This window comes from Pseudomonas sp. GYB4201, assembly GCF_056312595.1.
The window spans coordinates 133,931-155,303 of the sequence record NZ_JBWGIG010000006.1; the positions used below are offsets into that span (position 1 = coordinate 133,931).

At 63.4% G+C, this 21,373-nt stretch carries 18 protein-coding genes; all 18 read left to right on the top strand.

What is annotated here, in order from left to right:
* Positions 1–259: 259 nt before the first annotated feature.
* Entirely contained in the window at positions 260–2,488 is a 2,229-nt protein-coding gene (locus AC0Z2B_RS07815) for an NADP-dependent isocitrate dehydrogenase (protein ID WP_416425226.1), read from the top strand.
* Between the two features lie 67 nt (positions 2,489–2,555).
* Positions 2,556–2,999 carry an NUDIX hydrolase gene (locus tag AC0Z2B_RS07820; protein ID WP_476295825.1) on the top strand — a complete coding sequence of 148 codons (444 nt, stop codon included), beginning with the start codon at positions 2,556–2,558 and terminating at the stop codon, positions 2,997–2,999.
* Between the two features lie 161 nt (positions 3,000–3,160).
* Positions 3,161–4,291, top strand: coding sequence for a tRNA 2-thiouridine(34) synthase MnmA (mnmA, locus tag AC0Z2B_RS07825; RefSeq protein WP_416425228.1), 1,131 nt, complete (start codon positions 3,161–3,163; stop codon positions 4,289–4,291).
* The gene (gene hflD, locus AC0Z2B_RS07830; RefSeq protein ID WP_416425229.1) at positions 4,288–4,908 is read left to right on the top strand and encodes a high frequency lysogenization protein HflD; all 621 of its coding nucleotides are present in this window, start codon (positions 4,288–4,290) and stop codon (positions 4,906–4,908) included. Before mnmA ends, hflD begins: the two co-directional genes overlap by 4 nt.
* A gap of 106 nt (positions 4,909–5,014) precedes the next feature.
* Complete coding sequence (gene purB, locus AC0Z2B_RS07835; RefSeq protein WP_416425230.1) at positions 5,015–6,385, top strand: adenylosuccinate lyase; 1,371 nt, start codon at positions 5,015–5,017, stop codon at positions 6,383–6,385.
* A gap of 84 nt (positions 6,386–6,469) precedes the next feature.
* Positions 6,470–7,636: a ribosomal protein uL16 3-hydroxylase gene (locus AC0Z2B_RS07840; RefSeq protein ID WP_416425231.1), complete on the top strand. Its 1,167-nt coding sequence runs from the start codon at positions 6,470–6,472 to the stop codon at positions 7,634–7,636.
* Positions 7,629–8,051, top strand: coding sequence for a GNAT family N-acetyltransferase (locus AC0Z2B_RS07845; protein WP_416425232.1), 423 nt, complete (start codon positions 7,629–7,631; stop codon positions 8,049–8,051). Before AC0Z2B_RS07840 ends, AC0Z2B_RS07845 begins: the two co-directional genes overlap by 8 nt.
* Before the next feature lie 151 nt (positions 8,052–8,202).
* Positions 8,203–8,955 carry a secretin N-terminal domain-containing protein gene (locus tag AC0Z2B_RS07850; protein WP_476295826.1) on the top strand — a complete coding sequence of 251 codons (753 nt, stop codon included), beginning with the start codon at positions 8,203–8,205 and terminating at the stop codon, positions 8,953–8,955.
* 547 nt (positions 8,956–9,502) lie between these two features.
* Positions 9,503–10,828 (top strand): isocitrate lyase, encoded by a 1,326-nt coding sequence (aceA, locus tag AC0Z2B_RS07855; protein WP_476295827.1) that lies wholly within the window; start codon positions 9,503–9,505, stop codon positions 10,826–10,828.
* 820 nt (positions 10,829–11,648) lie between these two features.
* Positions 11,649–12,062 carry an NADH-quinone oxidoreductase subunit A gene (locus AC0Z2B_RS07860; protein WP_008369061.1) on the top strand — a complete coding sequence of 138 codons (414 nt, stop codon included), beginning with the start codon at positions 11,649–11,651 and terminating at the stop codon, positions 12,060–12,062.
* A gap of 10 nt (positions 12,063–12,072) precedes the next feature.
* Positions 12,073–12,747 carry a NuoB/complex I 20 kDa subunit family protein gene (locus tag AC0Z2B_RS07865; RefSeq protein WP_158156576.1) on the top strand — a complete coding sequence of 225 codons (675 nt, stop codon included), beginning with the start codon at positions 12,073–12,075 and terminating at the stop codon, positions 12,745–12,747.
* 74 nt (positions 12,748–12,821) lie between these two features.
* Positions 12,822–14,603 carry an NADH-quinone oxidoreductase subunit C/D gene (nuoC, locus tag AC0Z2B_RS07870; RefSeq protein WP_476295828.1) on the top strand — a complete coding sequence of 594 codons (1,782 nt, stop codon included), beginning with the start codon at positions 12,822–12,824 and terminating at the stop codon, positions 14,601–14,603.
* 2 nt (positions 14,604–14,605) lie between these two features.
* On the top strand, positions 14,606–15,103 hold the full coding sequence (gene nuoE, locus AC0Z2B_RS07875) for an NADH-quinone oxidoreductase subunit NuoE (RefSeq protein ID WP_007970445.1): 498 nt from the start codon (positions 14,606–14,608) through the stop codon (positions 15,101–15,103).
* Positions 15,100–16,455: an NADH-quinone oxidoreductase subunit NuoF gene (gene nuoF / locus AC0Z2B_RS07880; RefSeq protein WP_416425236.1), complete on the top strand. Its 1,356-nt coding sequence runs from the start codon at positions 15,100–15,102 to the stop codon at positions 16,453–16,455. Before nuoE ends, nuoF begins: the two co-directional genes overlap by 4 nt.
* 131 nt (positions 16,456–16,586) lie before the next feature.
* Entirely contained in the window at positions 16,587–19,298 is a 2,712-nt protein-coding gene (nuoG, locus tag AC0Z2B_RS07885) for an NADH-quinone oxidoreductase subunit NuoG (RefSeq protein WP_476295829.1), read from the top strand.
* Positions 19,295–20,302 (top strand): NADH-quinone oxidoreductase subunit NuoH, encoded by a 1,008-nt coding sequence (nuoH, locus tag AC0Z2B_RS07890; protein WP_416425238.1) that lies wholly within the window; start codon positions 19,295–19,297, stop codon positions 20,300–20,302. Before nuoG ends, nuoH begins: the two co-directional genes overlap by 4 nt.
* 11 nt (positions 20,303–20,313) lie before the next feature.
* Entirely contained in the window at positions 20,314–20,862 is a 549-nt protein-coding gene (nuoI, locus tag AC0Z2B_RS07895; protein ID WP_027979511.1) for an NADH-quinone oxidoreductase subunit NuoI, read from the top strand.
* 9 nt (positions 20,863–20,871) lie between these two features.
* Positions 20,872–21,372 (top strand): NADH-quinone oxidoreductase subunit J, encoded by a 501-nt coding sequence (gene nuoJ / locus AC0Z2B_RS07900; protein ID WP_416425239.1) that lies wholly within the window; start codon positions 20,872–20,874, stop codon positions 21,370–21,372.
* The last annotated feature ends 1 nt before the right edge of the window (position 21,373 follow it).

Below are 21,373 nucleotides of genomic sequence, written 5' to 3' on the forward strand. Positions count from 1 at the left end.
CATCACCAGTGGTATACTGTCGCAGTGACCATCGAGTCACCGGGGGCCGAGGCGTCTGCAACCAGACACCAAGCCTTTGAAAACGCTTGAAAAGACCCGGTTGTACCGCAACTCGGTCGCTTGACGCTCTACTGATGCACCCCACATCATCGCGACGAATCCTCGACTTTCGGCTCATTGATCACATTGGACGAAAGCGCCTACCCTGCGCATCTCGAGATTCTGTGCACGCTTAGCAAAGAAGAGAGTTAATCCGAATATGCCCACCCGCTCAAAGATCATCTACACCTTCACCGACGAAGCTCCGGCCCTCGCCACCTATTCCCTGCTCCCTATCGTAGAGGCCTTCACCGCCTCGGCTGATATTGCCGTGGAAACCCGGGACATCTCCCTGGCTGGCCGCATCCTGTCGAGCTTCCCTGAGCAACTGAAAGCCGACCAGGTCATCGCTGACGACCTCGCCGAGCTGGGCACCCTGGCCACCACGCCGGAAGCCAACATCATCAAGCTGCCGAACATCAGCGCCTCGGTTCCCCAGCTCAAGGCCGCCATCGCCGAGCTGCAGGCCCAGGGCTTCAACATCCCGGACTACCCGGAGACCCCGGCCAACGACGCCGAGAAAGAAGCCAAGTCGCGTTACGACAAGATCAAGGGCAGCGCCGTGAACCCGGTACTGCGCGAAGGCAACTCCGACCGCCGCGCACCGCTGTCGGTGAAGAACTACGCGCGCAAGCACCCGCACAAAATGGGCGCCTGGGCTGCCGACTCCAAGTCCCACGTGGCCCACATGAGCAACGGCGACTTCTACGGCAGCGAGAAAGCCGCGCTGATCGAAGCCGCTGACGCCGTGCGCATCGAACTGCTGGCCGCCGACGGTTCCGTGACCGTCCTGAAGGAAAAGACTTCGGTAAAAGCCGGCGAGATCATCGACTGCGCCGTGATGAGCAAAAAGGCCCTGCGTGCCTTCATCGCCGCCGAAATCGAAGACGCCAAGGCCAAGGGCGTGCTGCTGTCCCTGCACCTGAAAGCCACCATGATGAAGGTTTCCGACCCGATCATGTTCGGCCAGGTGGTTGCCGAGTTCTATAAAGAAGCCCTGGCCAAGCACGCCACCGTGCTGGAGCAGGTTGGCTTCAACCTGAACAACGGCATCGGCGACCTGTACGCCCGCATCCAGTCGCTGCCTGCCGAGCAGAAAGCGCAGATCGAAGCCGACGTGCAAGCCGTGTACGCCACCCGCCCAGCGCTGGCCATGGTCAACTCCGACAAGGGCATCACCAACCTGCACGTGCCAAGCGACGTGATCGTCGACGCCTCGATGCCGGCCATGATCCGTGACTCGGGCAAGATGTGGAACGCCGAAGGCAACCTGCAGGACACCAAGGCGGTGATCCCGGACCGTTGCTACGCCACCATCTACCAGGCCACCATCGAAGACTGCAAGAAGCACGGCGCCTTCGATCCGACCACCATGGGCAGCGTGCCAAACGTTGGCCTGATGGCGCAGAAAGCCGAAGAGTACGGTTCGCACGACAAGACCTTCCACATCAAGGCCGACGGCACCGTGCGCGTGGTCGATGGCAAGGGCCGCACCCTGCTGGAACAGAAAGTCGAGGCTGGCGACATCTTCCGCATGTGCCAGACCAAGGACGCGCCGATCCAGGATTGGGTCAAGCTGGCCGTCAACCGCGCCCGCGCTTCCAACACCCCGGCCATCTTCTGGCTGGACCCGGCACGCGCCCACGACGGCGTGATGATCGAGAAAGTCCAGGTCTACCTCAAAGACCACGACACCTCGGGCCTGGACATCCGCATCATGTCCCCGGTCGACGCCATGAAGTTCTCCCTGGAGCGCATCCGCAAGGGCCAGGACACCATCTCGGTGACCGGCAACGTGCTGCGCGACTACCTGACCGACCTGTTCCCGATCATGGAACTGGGCACCAGCGCCAAGATGCTGTCCATCGTGCCGCTGATGAACGGCGGCGGCCTGTTCGAAACCGGCGCCGGCGGTTCGGCTCCCAAGCACGTGCAGCAGCTGGTGGAAGAGAACTTCCTGCGCTGGGACTCGCTGGGTGAATTCCTGGCCCTGGCCGCTTCCCTGGAACACCTGGGCGTGACCACCGACAATGCCAAGGCCAAGGTCCTGGCGGCCACCCTGGACCAGGCCACCGGCCAGTTCCTGGACAACAACAAGTCGCCATCGCGCAAGGTCGGCAACATCGACAACCGCGGCAGCCACTTCTACCTGGCGCTGTACTGGGCACAAGCCCTGGCCGCCCAGACCGAAGACACCACCCTGCAGGCGCGCTTCGCCCCGCTGGCCGCTGCACTGACCGAACAGGAAGCGACCATCGTCGCCGAACTGAACGCCGTGCAAGGCAAGCCGGTCGACATCGCCGGCTACTACCACGCCAACGCCGAGCTGGCTGCCAAGGTCATGCGCCCAAGCGCTACCTTGAACGCCGCGATCGCGTCGCTGAAGTAAGCTAGCCCGCAACACACGAAGCCCCGGTCATGTGCCGGGGCTTTGTGCTTTCTACAGGAGAACATCGATGCGCCCATGGATCCCCCACGTCACCGTCGCCACCGTCATCGAGGAGAACGGCCGCTTCCTGCTGGTCGAAGAACTCAAGGGCGGCCGCGCCGTGCTCAACCAGCCCGCCGGGCACCTGGAACCCGATGAAAGCCTGATCGAGGCGGCCATCCGCGAAACCCTGGAAGAAACCGGCTACGACGTCGAGCTGACCGGCGTCATTGGCATCTACCTGTACACCGCGCCCAGCAACGGCGTGACGTACCAGCGAGTGTGCTTTGCCGGCAAGCCGCTGCACCACGACCCGGAGCGCACGCTGGACCACGGCATCATCGGGCCGCAGTGGTTGACCCGCGATGAGATCATCGAGCAGAAGCCGCGCTGGCGCAGCGAGTTGTTGTTGCAGTGTATTGATGATTACCTGGCGGGCGACCTGCACAGCCTGTCCCTGATCCGAAATTGACCTGTAGCCGCTGCCGAAGGCTGCGCTGGCCCTATGCCCCACTGGAGATCTACTGCGCACTCAAAGGCCAGCGCAGCCTGCGGCAGCGGCTACAGAAGCGAGCGAAGCGCGGCGCTTGGTGGTAGAATCCCCTGCTTTTCCCAGACACACTCTCAATTCCTATGCGTGATTCAGCTGCTGCCCCTGAAACCCAGCGCGTCATCGTCGGCATGTCCGGCGGCGTTGATTCTTCCGTGTCCGCCCTCCTGCTGCTCGAACAGGGGTACCAGGTGGAAGGCCTGTTCATGAAGAACTGGGAAGAAGACGACGGCACCGAATACTGCACCGCCCGCGAAGACCTGGCCGACGCCCAGGCCGTGTGCGACCGTATCGGCATCAAGCTGCATACGGCCAACTTCGCCGCCGAATACTGGGACAACGTCTTCGAACATTTCCTGGAAGAGTACAAGGCCGGCCGCACGCCGAACCCCGACATCCTCTGCAACCGCGAAATCAAGTTCAAGGCCTTCCTGGACTACGCCCTGTCGCTGGGCGCCGACCTGATCGCCACCGGCCACTACGTGCGCCGCCGTGACATCGACGGCCGCACCGAGCTGCTCAAGGGCCTGGACCCGAACAAGGACCAGAGCTACTTCCTGCACGCCGTGGGCGGCGAACAGATCGCCCGCACCCTGTTCCCGGTGGGCGAGCTGGAAAAGCCGGAAGTGCGCGCCATTGCCGAGAAACACGGCCTGGCCACCGCCAAGAAGAAGGATTCCACCGGTATCTGCTTCATTGGCGAGCGCCGCTTCAGCGACTTCCTCAAGCAGTACCTGCCGGCGCAGCCCGGCGAGATCCAGAACACCGAAGGTGAAGTGATCGGCCGGCACCACGGCCTGATGTACCACACCATCGGCCAGCGCCAGGGCCTGGGCATTGGCGGCCTGAAGGACGCCAGCGACGAGCCGTGGTACGTGCTGGAGAAGGACCTGGAACGCAACGTGCTGGTGGTCGGCCAAGGCAATGACCACCCATGGCTGTTCTCCCGCGCCCTGCTGGCCTCGGAGATCTGGTGGGTGAACCCCATCGACCTGAGCAGCCCGCGCCGCCTGACCGCCAAGGTGCGCTACCGCCAGGGCGACCAGCCCTGCACGCTGGAAAAGACCGCCAGTGGCTACCGCGCGGTGTTCGACGACCCGCAGCGCGCCGTTACCCCCGGTCAGTCCGTGGTGTTCTACGACGGCGAGATCTGCCTGGGTGGCGGCGTCATTGAAGTGGCCCAGCCGTGGACCAGCAAAGGCGCCGCTGCATGAACCCCATTCAGGAGCAATTGATTGCCCTGGGTGCGGTCTTCCAGGCCGCCGTGCTAGTAGACCGCATCGCCAAGACCGGCCAGAGCGCCGAGGCGGCCATGGGCTGCATGCTTGGCAGCCTGCTGATTCGCGACCCCAAGGACACCCTGGAGGTGTTCGGCGGCGACGACCTGAACCTGCGCGACGGCTACCGCGCCCTGGTCAGCGCGCTTGAGCGCGACCCGGCCAGCCTGCAACGCGAACCGCTGCGCTACGCCCTGTCGATGCTCAACCTGGAGCGCCAGCTGGGCAAGCGTGACGACCTGCTGGAGGTGATCGGCCGGCGGTTGCCGCAGATCCAGTCCCAGGTAGAACATTTTGGCATTACCCACGAGAACGTTATCGCCGCCAGCGGTGCGCTGTATCAGGACACCCTGAGCACCCTGCGCCAGCGGATCCAGGTGCAGGGCGACATGCGCAACCTGCAGCAGCCCAGCAACGCCGCGAAAATTCGCGCGTTGCTGCTGGCCGGCATCCGTTCGGCGCGTTTGTGGCGGCAATTGGGCGGCCACCGCTGGCAACTGGTATTCAGCCGGCGCAAGCTGCTCAAAGAACTGTATCCGATGATGCGCGGTTAACGCTCGTCACCTCACGGGCGCGGTCGGCGCTGGGCTGCCGACCTGCAATGAATTTTCATGTATGATACGCGCCCCATTTCGTTGCCCGACTGTCCGAGAACACCCCATGCAGCTTTCTTCGCTCACTGCGGTTTCCCCTGTTGACGGCCGCTACGCCGGCAAAACCCAGGCCCTGCGCCCTATTTTCAGCGAATACGGCCTGATCCGTTTCCGCGCCCTGGTCGAGGTGCGCTGGCTCCAGCGCCTGGCCGCCCACCCGCAAATCAGCGAAGTGCCGGCGTTCTCCGCCGAAGCCAACGCTATCCTCGACGCCCTGGCCGATGACTTCGCCCTCGAGCACGCCGAGCGCGTGAAAGAGATCGAACGCACCACCAACCACGACGTCAAGGCCATCGAGTACCTGTTGAAAGAACAGGCTGCCAAGCTGCCGGAACTGGCCAAGGTCAGCGAGTTCATCCACTTCGCCTGCACCAGCGAGGACATCAACAACCTGTCCCACGCCCTGATGCTGCGCGAAGGCCGTGACACCGTGCTGCTGCCGCTGATGCGCCAGATCGCCGATAACATCCGCGAACTGGCCCACCGCTTCGCCGACGTGCCGATGCTGTCGCGCACCCACGGCCAGCCGGCTTCGCCGACCACCCTGGGCAAGGAACTGGCCAACGTCGTCTACCGTCTGGAGCGCCAGATCGCCCAGGTAGCCGCCGTGCCGCTGCTGGGCAAGATCAACGGCGCCGTGGGCAACTACAACGCCCACCTGTCGGCCTACGCCGACATCGACTGGGAAGCCAACGCGCGCGCCTTCATCGAAGACGAGCTGGGCCTGGGCTTCAACCCCTACACCACCCAGATCGAGCCGCACGACTACATCGCCGAGCTGTTCGACGCCATCGCGCGCTTCAACACCATCCTGATCGACTTCGACCGCGATATCTGGGGCTACATCTCCCTGGGTTACTTCAAGCAGCGCACCATCGCTGGCGAAATCGGCTCGTCGACCATGCCGCACAAGGTCAACCCGATCGACTTCGAGAACTCCGAAGGCAACCTGGGTATCGCCAACGCACTGTTCCAGCACCTGGCCAGCAAACTGCCGGTTTCGCGCTGGCAGCGTGACCTGACCGACTCCACCGTGCTGCGCAACCTGGGCGTGGGCTTTGCCCACAGCGTCATCGCCTACGAGGCGACCCTGAAGGGCATCAGCAAGCTGGAACTGAACGAAGTGCGCATCGCCCAAGACCTGGACGCCTGCTGGGAAGTCCTGGCCGAGCCGATTCAGACCGTGATGCGCCGCTACAACATCGAAAACCCGTACGAAAAACTGAAAGAGTTGACCCGCGGCAAGGGCATCACCCCTGACGCGCTGCAAACTTTCATCGACGGCCTGGACATGCCAGCCGAAGCCCGCGCTGAACTGAAGAAGCTGACCCCGGCTTCCTACATCGGTAACGCCGCGGCCCAGGCCAAGCGCATCTGACGCTCCGCCCCGTCGCTACGACGCCCGGCTCAGCCGGGCGTTTTTATTCGTGACTTAAAAGCGCTCTCATTCAATAGGTTACACATGAATCCTGATACTCCTCTGCAACTGCTGGGCGGCCTGACTGCACGTGAATTCCTGCGTGATTACTGGCAGAAAAAGCCCCTGCTGATCCGTCAGGCGTTCACCGATTTCGACAACCCGATCAGCCCCGACGAGCTGGCGGGCCTGGCCCTGGAAGAAGAAGTCGAGTCGCGCATCGTCATCGAGAACGGCGAACGCCCGTGGGAAATGCGCCGCGGCCCGTTCGAAGACGACGCCTTCAGCAAGCTGCCCGAGCGTGACTGGACCCTGCTGGTGCAGGCCGTCGACCAGTTCGTGCCGGAAGTGGCCGAGCTGCTGCAGCCGTTCCGTTTCCTGCCCAGCTGGCGTATCGACGACGTGATGATCAGCTACGCAGCCCCAGGTGGCAGCGTGGGCGCGCACTTCGACAACTACGACGTGTTCCTGCTGCAGGGCCATGGCAAGCGCAACTGGAAAATCGGCCAGATGTGCGACGCCGACAGCCCGCTGATCGACCACGCCGACCTGCGCATCCTGGCTGACTTCCAGCAGACCGACGAGTGGGTGCTGGAGCCGGGCGACATGCTCTACCTGCCGCCGCGCCTGGCCCACTACGGCGTCGCCGTGGACGACTGCATGACCTACTCGGTGGGTTTCCGCGCGCCGAGCGCCGCTGAAGTGCTGACCCACTTCACCGACTTCCTGACCCAGTTCATGCCGGACGAAGAGCGCTACACCGACGCCGACGCCCAGCCTGTGAGCGACCCGACGCAAATCCAGCACGACGCGCTGGACCGCTTGAAGAAGCTGCTCAACGAGCACATGAACGACGAGCGCCTGCTGCTGACCTGGTTCGGCCAGTTCATGACCGAGCCGCGCTACCCCGAGCTGGTGGCCGGTGAAGAGCTGGAAGAGGACGACCTGCTGGGCGGCCTGGAAGACGGCGCCATCCTGATCCGCAACCCGAGCGCGCGCCTGGCCTGGTCGGAAGTGGGCGACGACCTGCTGCTGTTCGCCAGCGGCCAGAGCCGCCTGCTGCCGGGCGAGATGCGCGAGCTGCTGAAGCTGATCTGCGCGGCCGACGCCCTGCACATCGAAAACCTGGGCCCATGGATGATTGACGAGCAAGGTCGTACACTGATCTGCGAGCTGGTCAAACAAGGAAGTCTGGGGTTTGCCGATGAATAAGATTCGCGTACGCGTGGCTGATTGGCACAAGGACATCGCCGACATTCGACGTATCCGCGAGGCCGTGTTCATTGCCGAGCAATCGGTGCCACCGGAGCTGGAGTTCGACGCAGATGACGTCGACGCCGTGCACTTCCTGGCGTGCGAGGGCGACTACCCTATCGGTACCGCCCGCCTGCTGCCCGATGGCCAGATTGGCCGGGTGTCGGTGCTCAAGGACTGGCGCGGGCTGAAAGTGGGCGACGCCCTGCTACAAGCCGCCATTACCCAGGCCGAGCACCAGGACCTCAAGCAGCAAAGCCTGAGCGCCCAGGTGCACGCCACGGCGTTCTACGAGCGCCACGGCTTCAAGGTGGTAAGCGAAGAGTTCCTCGAAGCGGGCATCCCGCACGTGGATATGGTTCGCTATAGCTGAAACACCTCCCGTAGCAGCTGCCGAAGGCTGCGTCCGGCCGCAACGCCTGTGACGCGGCCTGGCGGCCGCTGCTACGGGAGCTGCGTTGCGTCACGGATTTGCGTTCGCCCCTTCTGCCATAATGTCCACTCCAATGATGGAGACTCCGGACATGCCGTTACGCCCCCTGCTTGCCACCTGCGCACTGCTCGCCTCGTTCACTGCCAGCGCCGCCACCGAAATCGTCCAGCTGAACAACCGCACCAGCGACGACCTCCTGCCCGTGGCGCAGAACTTCATCGGCCGCGACGGCAAGGTCAGCGCCTACGGCAACCAATTGATCGTCAACGCCGACCCGGACAAGATCCAGCAACTGCGCGCGCTCATCACCCAGCTGGACGTGGCCGCCCGGCGCCTGCTGATCAGCGTCGACACCAGCGACAGCAACGAGGGCGACCGCGGCGGCTACACGGTCAATAACAACAACACCCGCATCATCAACTACGGCACCACCAACCGCACCGGCGGCACCCAGCAGGTGCAGGCCACCGAGGGCACGCCGGCGCTGATCCAGGTGGGCCAGAGCGTGCCCTTCACCACCGCCCAGAGCGACAGCTACGGCGGCCTGCAGACCCAGACCCAGTACCGCAACGTCACCCAGGGCTTCTACGTGACCGCCAGCGTCACCGGCGAGACCGTGCACCTCAACATCAGCACCAATAATGACCGGATGAGCCAGGAACGTCAGGATGTAGTGAACGTGCAAAGCACCGACACGCAGGTCAGCGGGCGCCTGGGCGAATGGATCACCTTGGCCGGTACCAATGAGCAAAGTACCGCCAATAACAGTGGCTACACGCGAAATTGGTCCACCCAGGGGCGTAGCGACATGACTTTGCGGGTAAAGGTTGATCCTCTCGACTGAAAACATGACTTGCGGGTCGCGAAAACGCCCCGCCAGTCGTCGACCCGCCCCTCGAAAACTGACTGCCAAGTCGCCTACTACCAAAGATGTAGTGATAGAAAAAAACCACTACAAAACATTTGACGACACTATTCGTGCTTGGCATGATGGCCTCGCTCCCGCTAATCAGGGGCCCTGGAAAGGGCCTTCGGATCGGTCTCTAACCTACCCACCTGAGCCGATTCGTGTCTGGAACGCCCACAAGGCAGCCTGACGAGATTGCGACTGGAACGAAGAAGTTGTCCCGAGGGACGGAAGCGCAATCGGCATCACGGCAAGACCTGAACGTTCGCACAACGGCAACCACGAGCCACGTGCGCCCGGGCAACCTTGGCCTGCCAGCTGTCTTCCCCTCCTTCGAACGACCGTTCGATCGTCGCCTTCTCCGTCAAGCCCGTCCCAGACCTTCTAAGCTTCTGATCTGCGAGCGCCACAATGGTGTTTCTGTAAGGACAGCGCCGGCGGAGCGAGAATTTTCATTCAAACCTATGCGACGAGGTTTATCTCCATGGCACTGACACGCGAACAACAAATAGCTGCCCTCGAAAAAGACTGGGCAGAAAACCCGCGCTGGAAAGGTGTAACCCGGACCTACTCTGCTGCCGACGTTGTGCGTCTGCGCGGTTCGATCCAGCCCGAGCACACATTGGCCCGCCTGGGCGCCGAGAAGCTCTGGAACCTGGTGACCCAGGGCGCCAAGCCGTCCTTCCGTCCGGACAAGGACTTCGTCAACTGCATGGGCGCCCTCACCGGCGGCCAGGCCGTGCAACAGGTCAAGGCTGGCATCCAGGCCATCTACCTGTCCGGCTGGCAAGTGGCGGCCGACAACAACTCGGCCGAATCGATGTACCCCGACCAGTCGCTGTACCCGGTGGACTCGGTGCCGACCGTGGTCAAGCGCATCAACAACTCGTTCCGTCGTGCCGACCAGATCCAATGGAAAGCCGGCAAGAACCCGGGCGATGACGGCTACATCGACTACTTCGCGCCAATCGTGGCCGACGCCGAAGCCGGTTTCGGCGGCGTGTTGAACGCCTACGAGCTGATGAAGAGCATGATCGAGGCAGGCGCCGCCGGCGTGCACTTCGAAGACCAGCTGGCTTCGGTGAAGAAATGCGGCCACATGGGTGGCAAGGTGTTGGTGCCTACCCAGGAAGCCGTGCAGAAGCTGGTGGCTGCCCGCCTGGCAGCCGACGTGGCCGGCGTGCCGACCATCATCCTGGCCCGCACCGACGCCAACGCCGCCGACCTGCTGACCTCGGACTGCGACCCATACGACCAGCCGTTCGTGACCGGCACCCGCACCCAGGAAGGCTTCTACAAGGTGCGCGCCGGCCTCGACCAGGCCATTGCCCGCGGCCTGGCCTACGCCCCGTACGCCGACCTGATCTGGTGCGAAACCGCCAAGCCGGACCTGGACGAAGCCCGCCGCTTCGCCGAGGCCATCAAGAAGGAATACCCGGACCAGCTGCTATCGTACAACTGCTCGCCGTCCTTCAACTGGAAGAAGAACCTGGACGACGCGACCATCGCCAAGTTCCAGCGCGAACTGTCGGCCATGGGCTACAAGCACCAGTTCATCACCCTGGCAGGCATCCACAACATGTGGCACAGCATGTTCAACCTGGCGCACGACTACGCCCGCAACGACATGACCGCCTATGTGAAGCTGCAGGAGCAGGAGTTCGCCGACGCCGCCAAGGGCTACACCTTCGTGGCGCACCAGCAGGAAGTGGGCACCGGCTACTTCGACGACATGACCACCGTGATCCAGGGCGGCACCTCGTCGGTGACCGCACTGACCGGCTCCACCGAAGAAGAGCAGTTCCATTAATGTGACGCACACGCTGTAACGAAAAAGGCCACCCCACGCAGGTGGCCTTTTTTTGTGGCCCCTGGAACAACACCGCTTTCACAGGCCATGGCACGTTGCAACAAACCGTAGGAGCCGACCTTGGTCGCGATGCGCCGCGCGGGCGGCGCTCGGTCTAAAGAACGCCACGAAAACACCGGCATGCGCCTTTAAACAACACCACCGACCTGTAGCCGCAGCCTTCGGCAGCGACGATGGGGTGTCGCCGCGAGGTGCCTGCCGATATTCCTGTGGCGGTCATCAAATCGAGCGCCGCCCGCGCGGCGCATCGCGACCAAGGTCGGCTCCTACATTTGTTGCAACGCGCCATGGCCTGCGAGTTCGCGTTGCCAGCCTTGGCGCACGACGCCGCCATCGCACCTTCTAATCAAACCTTCGCCCCGCCCCACATCGACTACGCTTCTACAACCAAAGTCTTGATCCACGCCAACTTATATAGAGGGAAAATAGCGTAGAACGTACGAGTTGGTTAACGCGCACGTGAGGGTTGACACGATTTGGAACCCTTTAAATGATATTAATTATCATTACACATTAAAAAGACCTCCAAACGGGTGTAACAACGGTATAAATAAAACCACCTGAAACCCCCGCCCCATGGGGCCTGCAGGCACTTGCAAGGTGTGTATGTGCTTAATCCTACGAATAAATTTGCTGCAGAAAATTTACTTGCTACCGCTTTACCCATAAAATCAGCGCGATAGATTCAGCTGCGACATATCGTCACTGCTTTACTACTTTTCAAGTACCGAGACATTTGCTCTCCGTTAAGGATTCCAGCATGCCCGATTCGACAGGACTCATGGCCCACAACTGGGGCTTTGCCATCTTCCTTTTGGGTGTCGCCGGGCTCTGCGCCTTCATGCTGGGGCTGTCGGCCCTGCTGGGCAGCAAGGCCTGGGGCCGCAGCAAGAACGAACCATTCGAATCCGGCATGCTGCCGGTCGGCAGCGCCCGCCTGCGCCTTTCCGCCAAATTCTATCTGGTCGCGATGCTGTTCGTGATCTTCGATATCGAAGCCCTCTTTCTCTTTGCATGGTCTGTGTCGGTACGCGAAAGCGGCTGGGCCGGATTCGTCGAAGCACTCGTTTTCATAGCAATTCTGTTGGCAGGTCTTGTCTACCTTTGGCGGGTGGGGGCGCTCGATTGGGCTCCCGAAGGTCGCCGTAAGCGGCAAGCGAAGCTGAAACAATGAGGCTTTGGCAATGCAATACAATCTCACCAGAATCGACCCGGATGCACCCAACGACCAGTATCCGATCGGCGAACGGGAAACCGTAGCCGATCCGCTAGAGGATCAGGTCCACAAGAACATTTTCATGGGCAAGCTCTCGGACGTCCTGAGCGGTGCTGTCAACTGGGGGCGTAAAAACTCCCTGTGGCCGTACAACTTCGGGCTTTCGTGCTGCTACGTGGAAATGACCACCGCGTTCACCGCGCCCCACGACATCGCCCGCTTCGGCGCGGAAGTGATCCGGGCATCGCCACGCCAGGCCGACTTCATGGTCATCGCCGGCACCTGCTTCGTGAAGATGGCGCCGATCATCCAGCGCCTGTACGAGCAGATGCTGGAGCCCAAGTGGGTGATCTCCATGGGTTCGTGCGCCAACTCCGGTGGCATGTACGACATTTACTCGGTCGTCCAGGGGGTGGATAAATTCCTGCCCGTGGACGTTTACGTGCCCGGCTGCCCGCCGCGCCCAGAGGCCTTCCTGCAAGGCCTGATGCTGTTGCAGGAATCGATTGGCCAAGAGCGTCGCCCGCTGTCCTGGGTCGTCGGTGATCAAGGCGTGTACCGCGCCGAGATGCCGTCGCAAAAGGAACAACGCCGCGAACAACGCATTGCGGTCACCAACCTGCGCAGCCCCGACGAAGTCTGATCCAGCTCTTTACCCGGCACCGCCACAAAGAACCCTGGCCTCATTCTGTACGTTGACGAATAGCGACCGAGAACATGACAGCGGACACCGCTCTATATATCCCGCCTTACAAGGCTGACGACCAGGACGTGGTCGTCGAACTCCAACAGCGCTTCGGCCCCGAGGCGTTCGTCGCCCAGGAAACCCGCACCGGCATGCCGGTGCTGTGGATCGCCCGCGCCAAGCTCAAGGAAGTGATGAGCTTCCTGCGCAACGTGCCCAAGCCCTACTCCATGCTGTATGACCTGCATGGCGTCGACGAGCGCCTGCGCACCCAGCGCCGCGGCCTGCCGGGCGCCGATTTCACCGTGTTCTACCACCTGATGTCGGTGGAGCGGAACAGCGACGTGATGATCAAGGTCGCGCTGCACGAAGGCGACCTGAACCTGCCCACCGTCACCGGTATCTGGCCGAACGCCAACTGGTACGAGCGTGAAGTCTGGGACATGTTCGGCATCACCTTCCAGGGCCACCCGCACCTGTCGCGCATCATGATGCCGCCCACCTGGGAAGGCCACCCGCTGCGCAAGGACTACCCGGCGCGCGCCACCGAGTTCGACCCCTACAGCCTGAGCCTGGCCAAACAGCAGCTTGAAGAAGAAGCCGCGCGTTTCCGCCCGGAAGACTGGGGCATGAAGCGTTCGGGCACCAACGAGGACTACATGTTCCTCAACCTGGGCCCCAACCACCCTTCGGCCCACGGTGCGTTCCGCATCATCCTGCAGCTGGACGGCGAAGAGATCGTCGACTGCGTGCCCGACATCGGCTACCACCACCGTGGCGCCGAGAAGATGGCCGAGCGCCAGTCGTGGCACAGCTTCATCCCCTACACCGACCGCATCGACTACCTGGGCGGGGTGATGAACAACCTGCCCTACGTGCTGGCGGTCGAGAAGCTGGCGGGCATCAAGGTGCCACAGAAGGTCGACACCATCCGCATCATGATGGCCGAGTTCTTCCGTATCACCAGCCACCTGCTGTTCCTGGGTACCTACATCCAGGACGTGGGCGCCATGACCCCGGTGTTCTTCACCTTCACCGACCGCCAGAAGGCGTACACGGTGATCGAAGCCATCACTGGTTTCCGCCTGCACCCGGCCTGGTACCGCATTGGTGGCGTGGCCCACGACCTGCCGCGCGGCTGGGAAAAGCTGGTGAAAGACTTCGTCGAATGGCTGCCCAAGCGCCTGGACGAATACACCAAGGCTGCCCTGCAGAACAGCATCCTCAAGGGCCGTACCGTCGGTGTCGCCGCCTACAACACCAAGGAAGCCCTGGAATGGGGCGTCACCGGTGCCGGCCTGCGTTCCACCGGTTGCGACTTCGACCTGCGCAAGGCGCGCCCGTACTCGGGCTACGAGAACTTCGAGTTCGAAGTGCCGCTGGGCCACAACGGCGATGCCTATGACCGCTGCATGGTGCGCGTGGAAGAAATGCGCCAGAGCATCAGGATCATCGACCAGTGCATGCGCAACATGCCCGAAGGCCCGTACAAGGCGGACCACCCGCTGACCACGCCGCCGCCCAAAGAGCGCACGCTGCAGCACATCGAAACCTTGATCACGCACTTCCTGCAGGTTTCGTGGGGCCCGGTCATGCCGGCCAACGAGTCCTTCCAGATGATCGAAGCGACCAAGGGCATCAACAGTTATTACCTGACGAGCGACGGCGGCACCATGAGCTACCGTACCCGGATCCGCACCCCAAGCTACCCGCACCTGCAGCAGATCCCTTCGGTGATCAAAGGCAGCATGGTCGCGGACTTGATCGCGTACCTGGGTAGTATCGACTTCGTTATGGCCGACGTGGACCGCTAAGCATGAACAGCACGCTTATCCAGACTGACCGTTTCGCCCTGAGCGAAACCGAGCGCTCGGCCATCGAGCACGAGCTGCACCACTACGAGGACCCGCGCGCGGCGTCCATCGAAGCCCTGAAAATCGTGCAGAAGGAACGCGGCTGGGTGCCGGACGGCGCCCTGTACGCCATCGGCGAGATCCTCGGCATCCCGGCCAGCGACGTCGAAGGCGTGGCCACCTTCTACAGCCAGATCTTCCGCCAACCGGTGGGCCGCCACATCATCCGTGTGTGCGACAGCATGGTCTGCTACATCGGCGGCCACGAATCGGTGGTCAGCGAGATCCAGAGCAAGCTGGGCATCGGCCTGGGCCAGACCACCGCGGACGGGCGCTTCACCCTGCTGCCGGTGTGCTGCCTGGGCAACTGCGACAAGGCCCCGGCGTTGATGATCGACGACGACACCTTCGGTGACGTACAGCCAGCCGGCGTTGCCAAACTGCTGGAGGGCTACGTATGACCCTGACTTCCTTCGGCCCGGCGAACCGTATCGCCCGCACCCCGGAAACCCACCCGCTGACCTGGCGCCTGCGTGACGACGCCGAACCCGTGTGGTTCGACGAGTACGTGGCGAAAGACGGCTACGCCGCCGCGCGCAAGGCCTTCGCCGACCTGTCCCAGGACGACATCGTCCAGACGGTGAAAGACTCCGGCCTCAAGGGCCGTGGCGGTGCGGGCTTCCCCACCGGCGTCAAATGGGGCCTGATGCCCAAAGACGAATCCATGAACATCCGCTACCTGCTGTGCAACGCGGACGAAATGGAGCCCAACACCTGGAAAGACCGCATGCTGATGGAGCAACTGCCCCATCTGCTGGTGGAAGGCATGCTCATCAGCGCCCGCGCGCTGAAGGCCTACCGTGGCTACATCTTCCTGCGCGGCGAGTACGTGACCGCCGCCAAGCACCTCAACCGTGCCGTGGAAGAAGCCAAGGCCGCAGGCCTGCTGGGCAAGAACATCCTCGGGTCGGGCTTCGACTTCGAGCTGTTCGTGCACACCGGTGCCGGCCGCTACATCTGCGGTGAAGAAACCGCCCTGATCAACTCCCTGGAAGGCCGCCGCGCCAACCCGCGTTCCAAACCGCCGTTCCCGGCCGCCGTGGGCGTGTGGGGCAAGCCGACCTGCGTGAACAACGTGGAAACCCTGTGCAACGTGCCGGCCATCGTCGGCAACGGCGTGGACTGGTACAAGTCGCTGGCCCGCGAAGGCAGCGAAGACGCCGGCACCAAGCTGATGGGCTTCAGCGGCAAGGTCAAGAACCCCGGCCTGTGGGAGCTGCCGTTCGGCATCCCGGCCCGCGAGCTGTTCGAGGACTACGCCGGCGGCATGCGCGACGGCTATAAGCTCAAGTGCTGGCAGCCAGGCGGTGCCGGCACCGGCTTCCTGCTGCCCGAGCACCTGGACGCGCAAATGTACGCCGGTGGCATCGGCAAGGTCGGCACCCGCATGGGTACGGGCCTGGCCATGGCCGTGGACGACAAGGTCAACATGGTCTCGCTGCTGCGCAACATGGAAGAGTTCTTCGCCCGCGAATCGTGCGGCTTCTGCACCCCGTGCCGCGACGGCCTGCCGTGGAGCGTGAAGCTGCTGCGTGCCCTGGAGCAAGGCCGCGGCCAGCAAGGCGACATCGAGACGCTGCTGGGCCTGGTCGGTTTCCTCGGCCCAGGCAAGACCTTCTGTGCCCACGCACCCGGTGCCGTGGAGCCCTTGGGCAGCGCGATCAAATATTTCCGCCCGGAATTCGAGGCTGGCATCGCCGCAAGCAGCGGCCTGCGCCCGGACCTGGCGCGCCCGATCCAGGTCGGCGCATAACAAGACTCAAAAGCCGGTGGTCCGTGCCGCCGGCTGCCCGCCCCCTGCCCTTGCATGAAGGGTTGCGGGGCGAGCACACAGCTTTCCATTAGCCACGCCCGCCCACGCGGGCCAACGAAGAACTTTGAACCATGGCCACTATCCACGTAGACGGCAAAGCGCTCGAAGTCGATGGCGCAGACAACCTGTTACAGGCCTGTCTGTCGCTTGGCCTCGACATCCCTTACTTCTGCTGGCACCCCGCACTTGGTAGCGTTGGTGCCTGTCGCCAGTGCGCGGTCAAGCAGTACACCGACGAGAACGACACCCGTGGTCGCATCGTCATGTCGTGCATGACCCCTGCCACCGACAACACCTGGATTTCCATCGACGACGACGAGTCCAAGGCGTTCCGCGCCAGCGTCGTCGAATGGCTGATGACCAACCACCCGCACGACTGCCCGGTGTGCGAGGAAGGCGGCCACTGCCACCTGCAGGACATGACCGTGATGACCGGTCACAACGAGCGTCGCTACCGCTTCACCAAGCGCACGCACCAGAACCAGGAGCTCGGCCCGTTCATCGCCCACGAGATGAACCGCTGCATCGCCTGCTACCGCTGCGTGCGCTTCTATAAAGACTACGCCGGCGGCACCGACCTGGGCGTGTACGGCGCCCACGACAACGTGTACTTCGGCCGCGTTGAAGACGGCGTGCTGGAAAGCGAGTTCTCCGGCAACCTCACCGAGGTCTGCCCGACTGGTGTGTTCACCGACAAGACCCACTCCGAGCGCTACAACCGCAAGTGGGACATGCAGTTCGCCCCCAGCATCTGCCACGGCTGCAGCAGCGGCTGCAACATCAGCCCCGGCGAGCGCTACGGCGAACTGCGCCGCGTGGAGAACCGCTACAACGGTTCGGTCAACCACTACTTCCTGTGCGACCGCGGCCGTTTCGGCTACGGCTACGTGAACCGCAAGGACCGCCCGCGCCAGCCGCTGCTGGGCCAGCAGAAGCTGGGCCTGGACGCCGCCCTGGACAAGGCCGCCGAGCTGCTGCGCGGCCGCAACATCGTCGGCATCGGCTCGCCGCGCGCCAGCCTGGAAAGCAACTACGCGCTGCTGGAACTGGTAGGCGGCGAGCACTTCTACAGCGGTATCGAAGCCGCTGAACTGGGCCGCATCCGCCTGGTGCTGGACGTGCTGAAAAACAGCCCGCTGCCGATCCCGAGCCTGCGCGAAGTGGAAGACCACGACGCCGTGTTCGTGCTGGGCGAAGACCTGACCCAGACCGCCGCGCGCATGGCCCTGGCCCTGCGCCAGTCGGTGAAGGGCAAGGCCGTGGAAATGGCCGAAGGCATGCGCGTGCAGCCCTGGCTGGACGCAGCGGTCAAAAATATCGGCCAGCACGCCCTACACCCACTGTTCATCGCCAGCCTCACCGACACCAAGCTCGATGACGTGGCCGAGGAATGCGTGCACGCAGCACCTGAAGACCTGGCGCGCATCGGCTTCGCCGTGGCCCACGCCCTGGACGCCAGCGCCCCTGCGGTGACTGGCCTGGACGCCGAAGCCCTGGAGCTGGCGCAACGCATCGCCGACGCCCTGCTGAAAGCCAAGCGCCCGCTGATCGTGTCCGGCACCTCGCTGGGCAGCAACGCCCTGATCGAGGCCGCCGCCAACATCGCCAAGGCCCTAAACCTGGCCGGCAAGCAAGGCTCCCTGAGCCTGGTGGTGCCCGAGGCCAACAGCCTGGGCCTGGCCATGCTCGGTGGCGAGTCGGTTGACGCTGCGCTGGACGCGGTGCTCGACGGCCGTGCCGACGCCCTGGTGATTCTCGAAAACGATCTGTACACCCGCCTGCCGGCCGCCAAGGTCGATGCTGCCCTGGCCGCCGCCAAGGTTGTCATCGTTGCCGACCACCAGCAGACCGCCACCGCCGACCGCGCCCACCTGGTGCTGCCAGCGGCCAGCTTCGCCGAAGGCGACGGCACCCTGGTCAGCCAGGAAGGCCGCGCCCAGCGCTTCTTCCAGGTGTTCGACCCGGCGTACCTGGACGCAAGCAACCTGATCCACGAAGGCTGGCGCTGGCTGCACGCCCTGCGCAGCACGCTTTTGGACCGTCAGGTCGATTACACCCTGCTGGACCAGGTGACCCAGGCCGTGGCCAACAGCAAGCCGGCCCTGGCGCGCATCGTCGAAGCCGCCCCGTCGGCCGCGTTCCGCATCAAGGGCTTGAAGCTGGCCCGTGAACCGCTGCGCTACAGCGGCCGCACGGCCATGCGCGCCAACGTCAGCGTGCACGAGCCGCGCACCCCGCAGGACAAGGACACCGCGTTCGCCTTCTCCATGGAAGGCTACTCGGGCTCCGCCGAGCCGCGCCAGCAGGTGCCGTTCGCCTGGTCGCCGGGCTGGAACTCGCCACAGGCCTGGAACAAGTTCCAGGACGAGGTCGGTGGTCACCTGCGTGCAGGCGACCCGGGCACCCGCCTGATCGAGAGCCAGGGCGACAGCCTGAACTGGTACAGCGCCATCCCGGGCGCCTTCGCCCCGGCCCGTGGCACCTGGACCGCGGTGCCGGTGCACCACCTGTTCGGTTCCGAGGAAAACTCGTCCCGCGCAGCGCCCGTGCAGGAACGCATCCAGCCCGCCTACGTCAGCCTGGCCAAGTCGGAAGCCGACCGCCTGGGCGTCAACGACGGCGCGCTGCTGAGCCTGAACGTGGCGGGCGTGGCCCTGCGCCTGCCGCTGCGCATCAATGAAGAACTCGGCGCGGGCCTGGTGGCCCTGCCCGCAGGCTTCGCCGGCATTCCGCCTGCGTTCGCCGGCGCTACCGTCGACGGCCTGCAGGAGGCAGCACAATGACCTGGTTCACCCCTGAAGTGATCGACATCATCATTGCTGTCGTGAAGGCCCTGGTGATCATGCTGGCCGTGGTGGTCTGCGGCGCGCTGCTCAGCTTCGTCGAGCGCCGCCTGCTGGGCTGGTGGCAGGACCGCTACGGTCCGAACCGTGTCGGCCCGTTCGGCATGTTCCAGATCGCCGCCGACATGCTGAAGATGTTCTTCAAGGAAGACTGGAACCCACCGTTCGTCGACCGGGTGATCTTCACCCTGGCGCCGGTGGTGGCCATGAGTGCCTTGCTGATCGCCTTCGCCATCATCCCGATCACCCCGACCTGGGGCATCGCCGACCTGAACATCGGCCTGCTGTTCTTCTTCGCCATGGCCGGCCTGTCGGTGTACGCCGTGCTGTTCGCCGGCTGGTCGTCGAACAACAAGTACGCCCTGCTCGGCAGCCTGCGGGCCTCGGCACAGACCGTGTCGTACGAAGTGTTCATGGGCCTGGCGCTGATGGGCATCGTGGCGCAGGTGGGTTCGTTCAACATGCGCGACATCGTTGAATACCAGAACCAGCACCTGTGGTTCATCATTCCGCAGTTCTTCGGCTTCTGCACCTTCTTCGTCGCCGGCGTTGCGGTAACTCACCGCCACCCCTTCGACCAACCGGAAGCGGAACAGGAACTGGCTGACGGCTACCACATTGAATACGCCGGCATGAAATGGGGCATGTTCTTCGTCGGTGAGTACATCGGCATCATCATGATCTCGGCGCTGCTGGTGACCCTGTTCTTCGGCGGCTGGCACGGCCCGTTCGATATCCTGCCGCAACTGTCGTTCATCTGGTTCGCCCTGAAGACCGCGTTCTTCATCATGATCTTCATCCTGCTGCGCGCCTCGATCCCGCGCCCACGGTATGACCAGGTGATGGATTTCAGCTGGAAATTCTGCTTGCCGCTGACCCTGATCAATTTGCTGGTGACCGCTGCCGTCGTGTTGCTGAACACGCCAGCCGTTGCGGCCCAGTGAGGATTTGACCCATGTTCAAATATATTGGTGACATCGTTAAGGGTACGGGTACCCAACTGCGCAGCCTGGTGATGATTTTCGGCCACGGCTTCCGCAAGCGCGACACCCTGCAGTACCCCGAAGAAGCCGTGTACCTGCCGCCGCGCTACCGCGGCCGCATCGTACTGACCCGCGACCCCGACGGCGAAGAGCGCTGCGTGGCGTGCAACCTGTGCGCCGTGGCCTGCCCGGTAGGTTGCATCTCGCTGCAGAAGGCCGAGACCGAAGACGGCCGCTGGTACCCGGACTTCTTCCGCATCAACTTCTCCCGCTGCATTTTCTGCGGCCTGTGCGAGGAAGCGTGCCCGACCACCGCGATCCAGCTGACCCCGGATTTCGAGATGGCCGAGTTCAAGCGTCAGGACCTGGTGTACGAGAAGGAAGATCTGCTGATCTCCGGCCCCGGCAAGAACCCTGACTACAACTTCTATCGCGTTGCAGGGATGGCCGTTGCCGGCAAGCCGAAAGGCGCTGCGCAGAACGAAGCCGAGCCGATCAACGTGAAGAGCTTGCTCCCTTAAGGAAGAAAGATGGAATTCGCTTTCTATTTCGCAGCCGGAGTCGCCGTGGTGTCCACCTTCAGGGTGATCACCAACACCAACCCCGTGCACGCGCTGCTGTACCTGATCATCTCGCTGATCGCCGTGTCCATGACCTTCTTCAGCCTGGGCGCACCGTTCGCCGGTGTGCTGGAAGTGATCGTCTACGCCGGCGCCATCATGGTGCTGTTCGTCTTCGTGGTGATGATGCTCAACCTGGGCCCGGCGTCGGTGCTGCAGGAACGGGGCTGGTTCAAGCCCGGCATCTGGGCAGGCCCGATCTTCCTGGCCGGCATGCTGCTGTTCGAGCTGCTGTACGTGCTGTTCGCCGAGCCTTCGGGCGCGGCCATCGGCCAGGAAACCGTGGGCGCCAAGGCCGTGGGCGTGAGCCTGTTCGGCCCTTACCTGCTGGTGGTGGAACTGGCCTCGATGCTGCTGCTGGCCGCCGTGGTCACCGCCTTCCACCTGGGCCGCAACGAGGCGAAGGAGTAAC

Coding starts and splice junctions, on each gene's coding strand:
- AC0Z2B_RS07815 (WP_416425226.1), top strand. CDS start 260: ATGCCCACCCGCTCAAAGATCATCTACACCTTCACCGACGAAGCTCCG.
- AC0Z2B_RS07820 (WP_476295825.1), top strand. CDS start 2,556: ATGCGCCCATGGATCCCCCACGTCACCGTCGCCACCGTCATCGAGGAG.
- mnmA (WP_416425228.1), top strand. CDS start 3,161: ATGCGTGATTCAGCTGCTGCCCCTGAAACCCAGCGCGTCATCGTCGGC.
- hflD (WP_416425229.1), top strand. CDS start 4,288: ATGAACCCCATTCAGGAGCAATTGATTGCCCTGGGTGCGGTCTTCCAG.
- purB (WP_416425230.1), top strand. CDS start 5,015: ATGCAGCTTTCTTCGCTCACTGCGGTTTCCCCTGTTGACGGCCGCTAC.
- AC0Z2B_RS07840 (WP_416425231.1), top strand. CDS start 6,470: ATGAATCCTGATACTCCTCTGCAACTGCTGGGCGGCCTGACTGCACGT.
- AC0Z2B_RS07845 (WP_416425232.1), top strand. CDS start 7,629: ATGAATAAGATTCGCGTACGCGTGGCTGATTGGCACAAGGACATCGCC.
- AC0Z2B_RS07850 (WP_476295826.1), top strand. CDS start 8,203: ATGCCGTTACGCCCCCTGCTTGCCACCTGCGCACTGCTCGCCTCGTTC.
- aceA (WP_476295827.1), top strand. CDS start 9,503: ATGGCACTGACACGCGAACAACAAATAGCTGCCCTCGAAAAAGACTGG.
- AC0Z2B_RS07860 (WP_008369061.1), top strand. CDS start 11,649: ATGCCCGATTCGACAGGACTCATGGCCCACAACTGGGGCTTTGCCATC.
- AC0Z2B_RS07865 (WP_158156576.1), top strand. CDS start 12,073: ATGCAATACAATCTCACCAGAATCGACCCGGATGCACCCAACGACCAG.
- nuoC (WP_476295828.1), top strand. CDS start 12,822: ATGACAGCGGACACCGCTCTATATATCCCGCCTTACAAGGCTGACGAC.
- nuoE (WP_007970445.1), top strand. CDS start 14,606: ATGAACAGCACGCTTATCCAGACTGACCGTTTCGCCCTGAGCGAAACC.
- nuoF (WP_416425236.1), top strand. CDS start 15,100: ATGACCCTGACTTCCTTCGGCCCGGCGAACCGTATCGCCCGCACCCCG.
- nuoG (WP_476295829.1), top strand. CDS start 16,587: ATGGCCACTATCCACGTAGACGGCAAAGCGCTCGAAGTCGATGGCGCA.
- nuoH (WP_416425238.1), top strand. CDS start 19,295: ATGACCTGGTTCACCCCTGAAGTGATCGACATCATCATTGCTGTCGTG.
- nuoI (WP_027979511.1), top strand. CDS start 20,314: ATGTTCAAATATATTGGTGACATCGTTAAGGGTACGGGTACCCAACTG.
- nuoJ (WP_416425239.1), top strand. CDS start 20,872: ATGGAATTCGCTTTCTATTTCGCAGCCGGAGTCGCCGTGGTGTCCACC.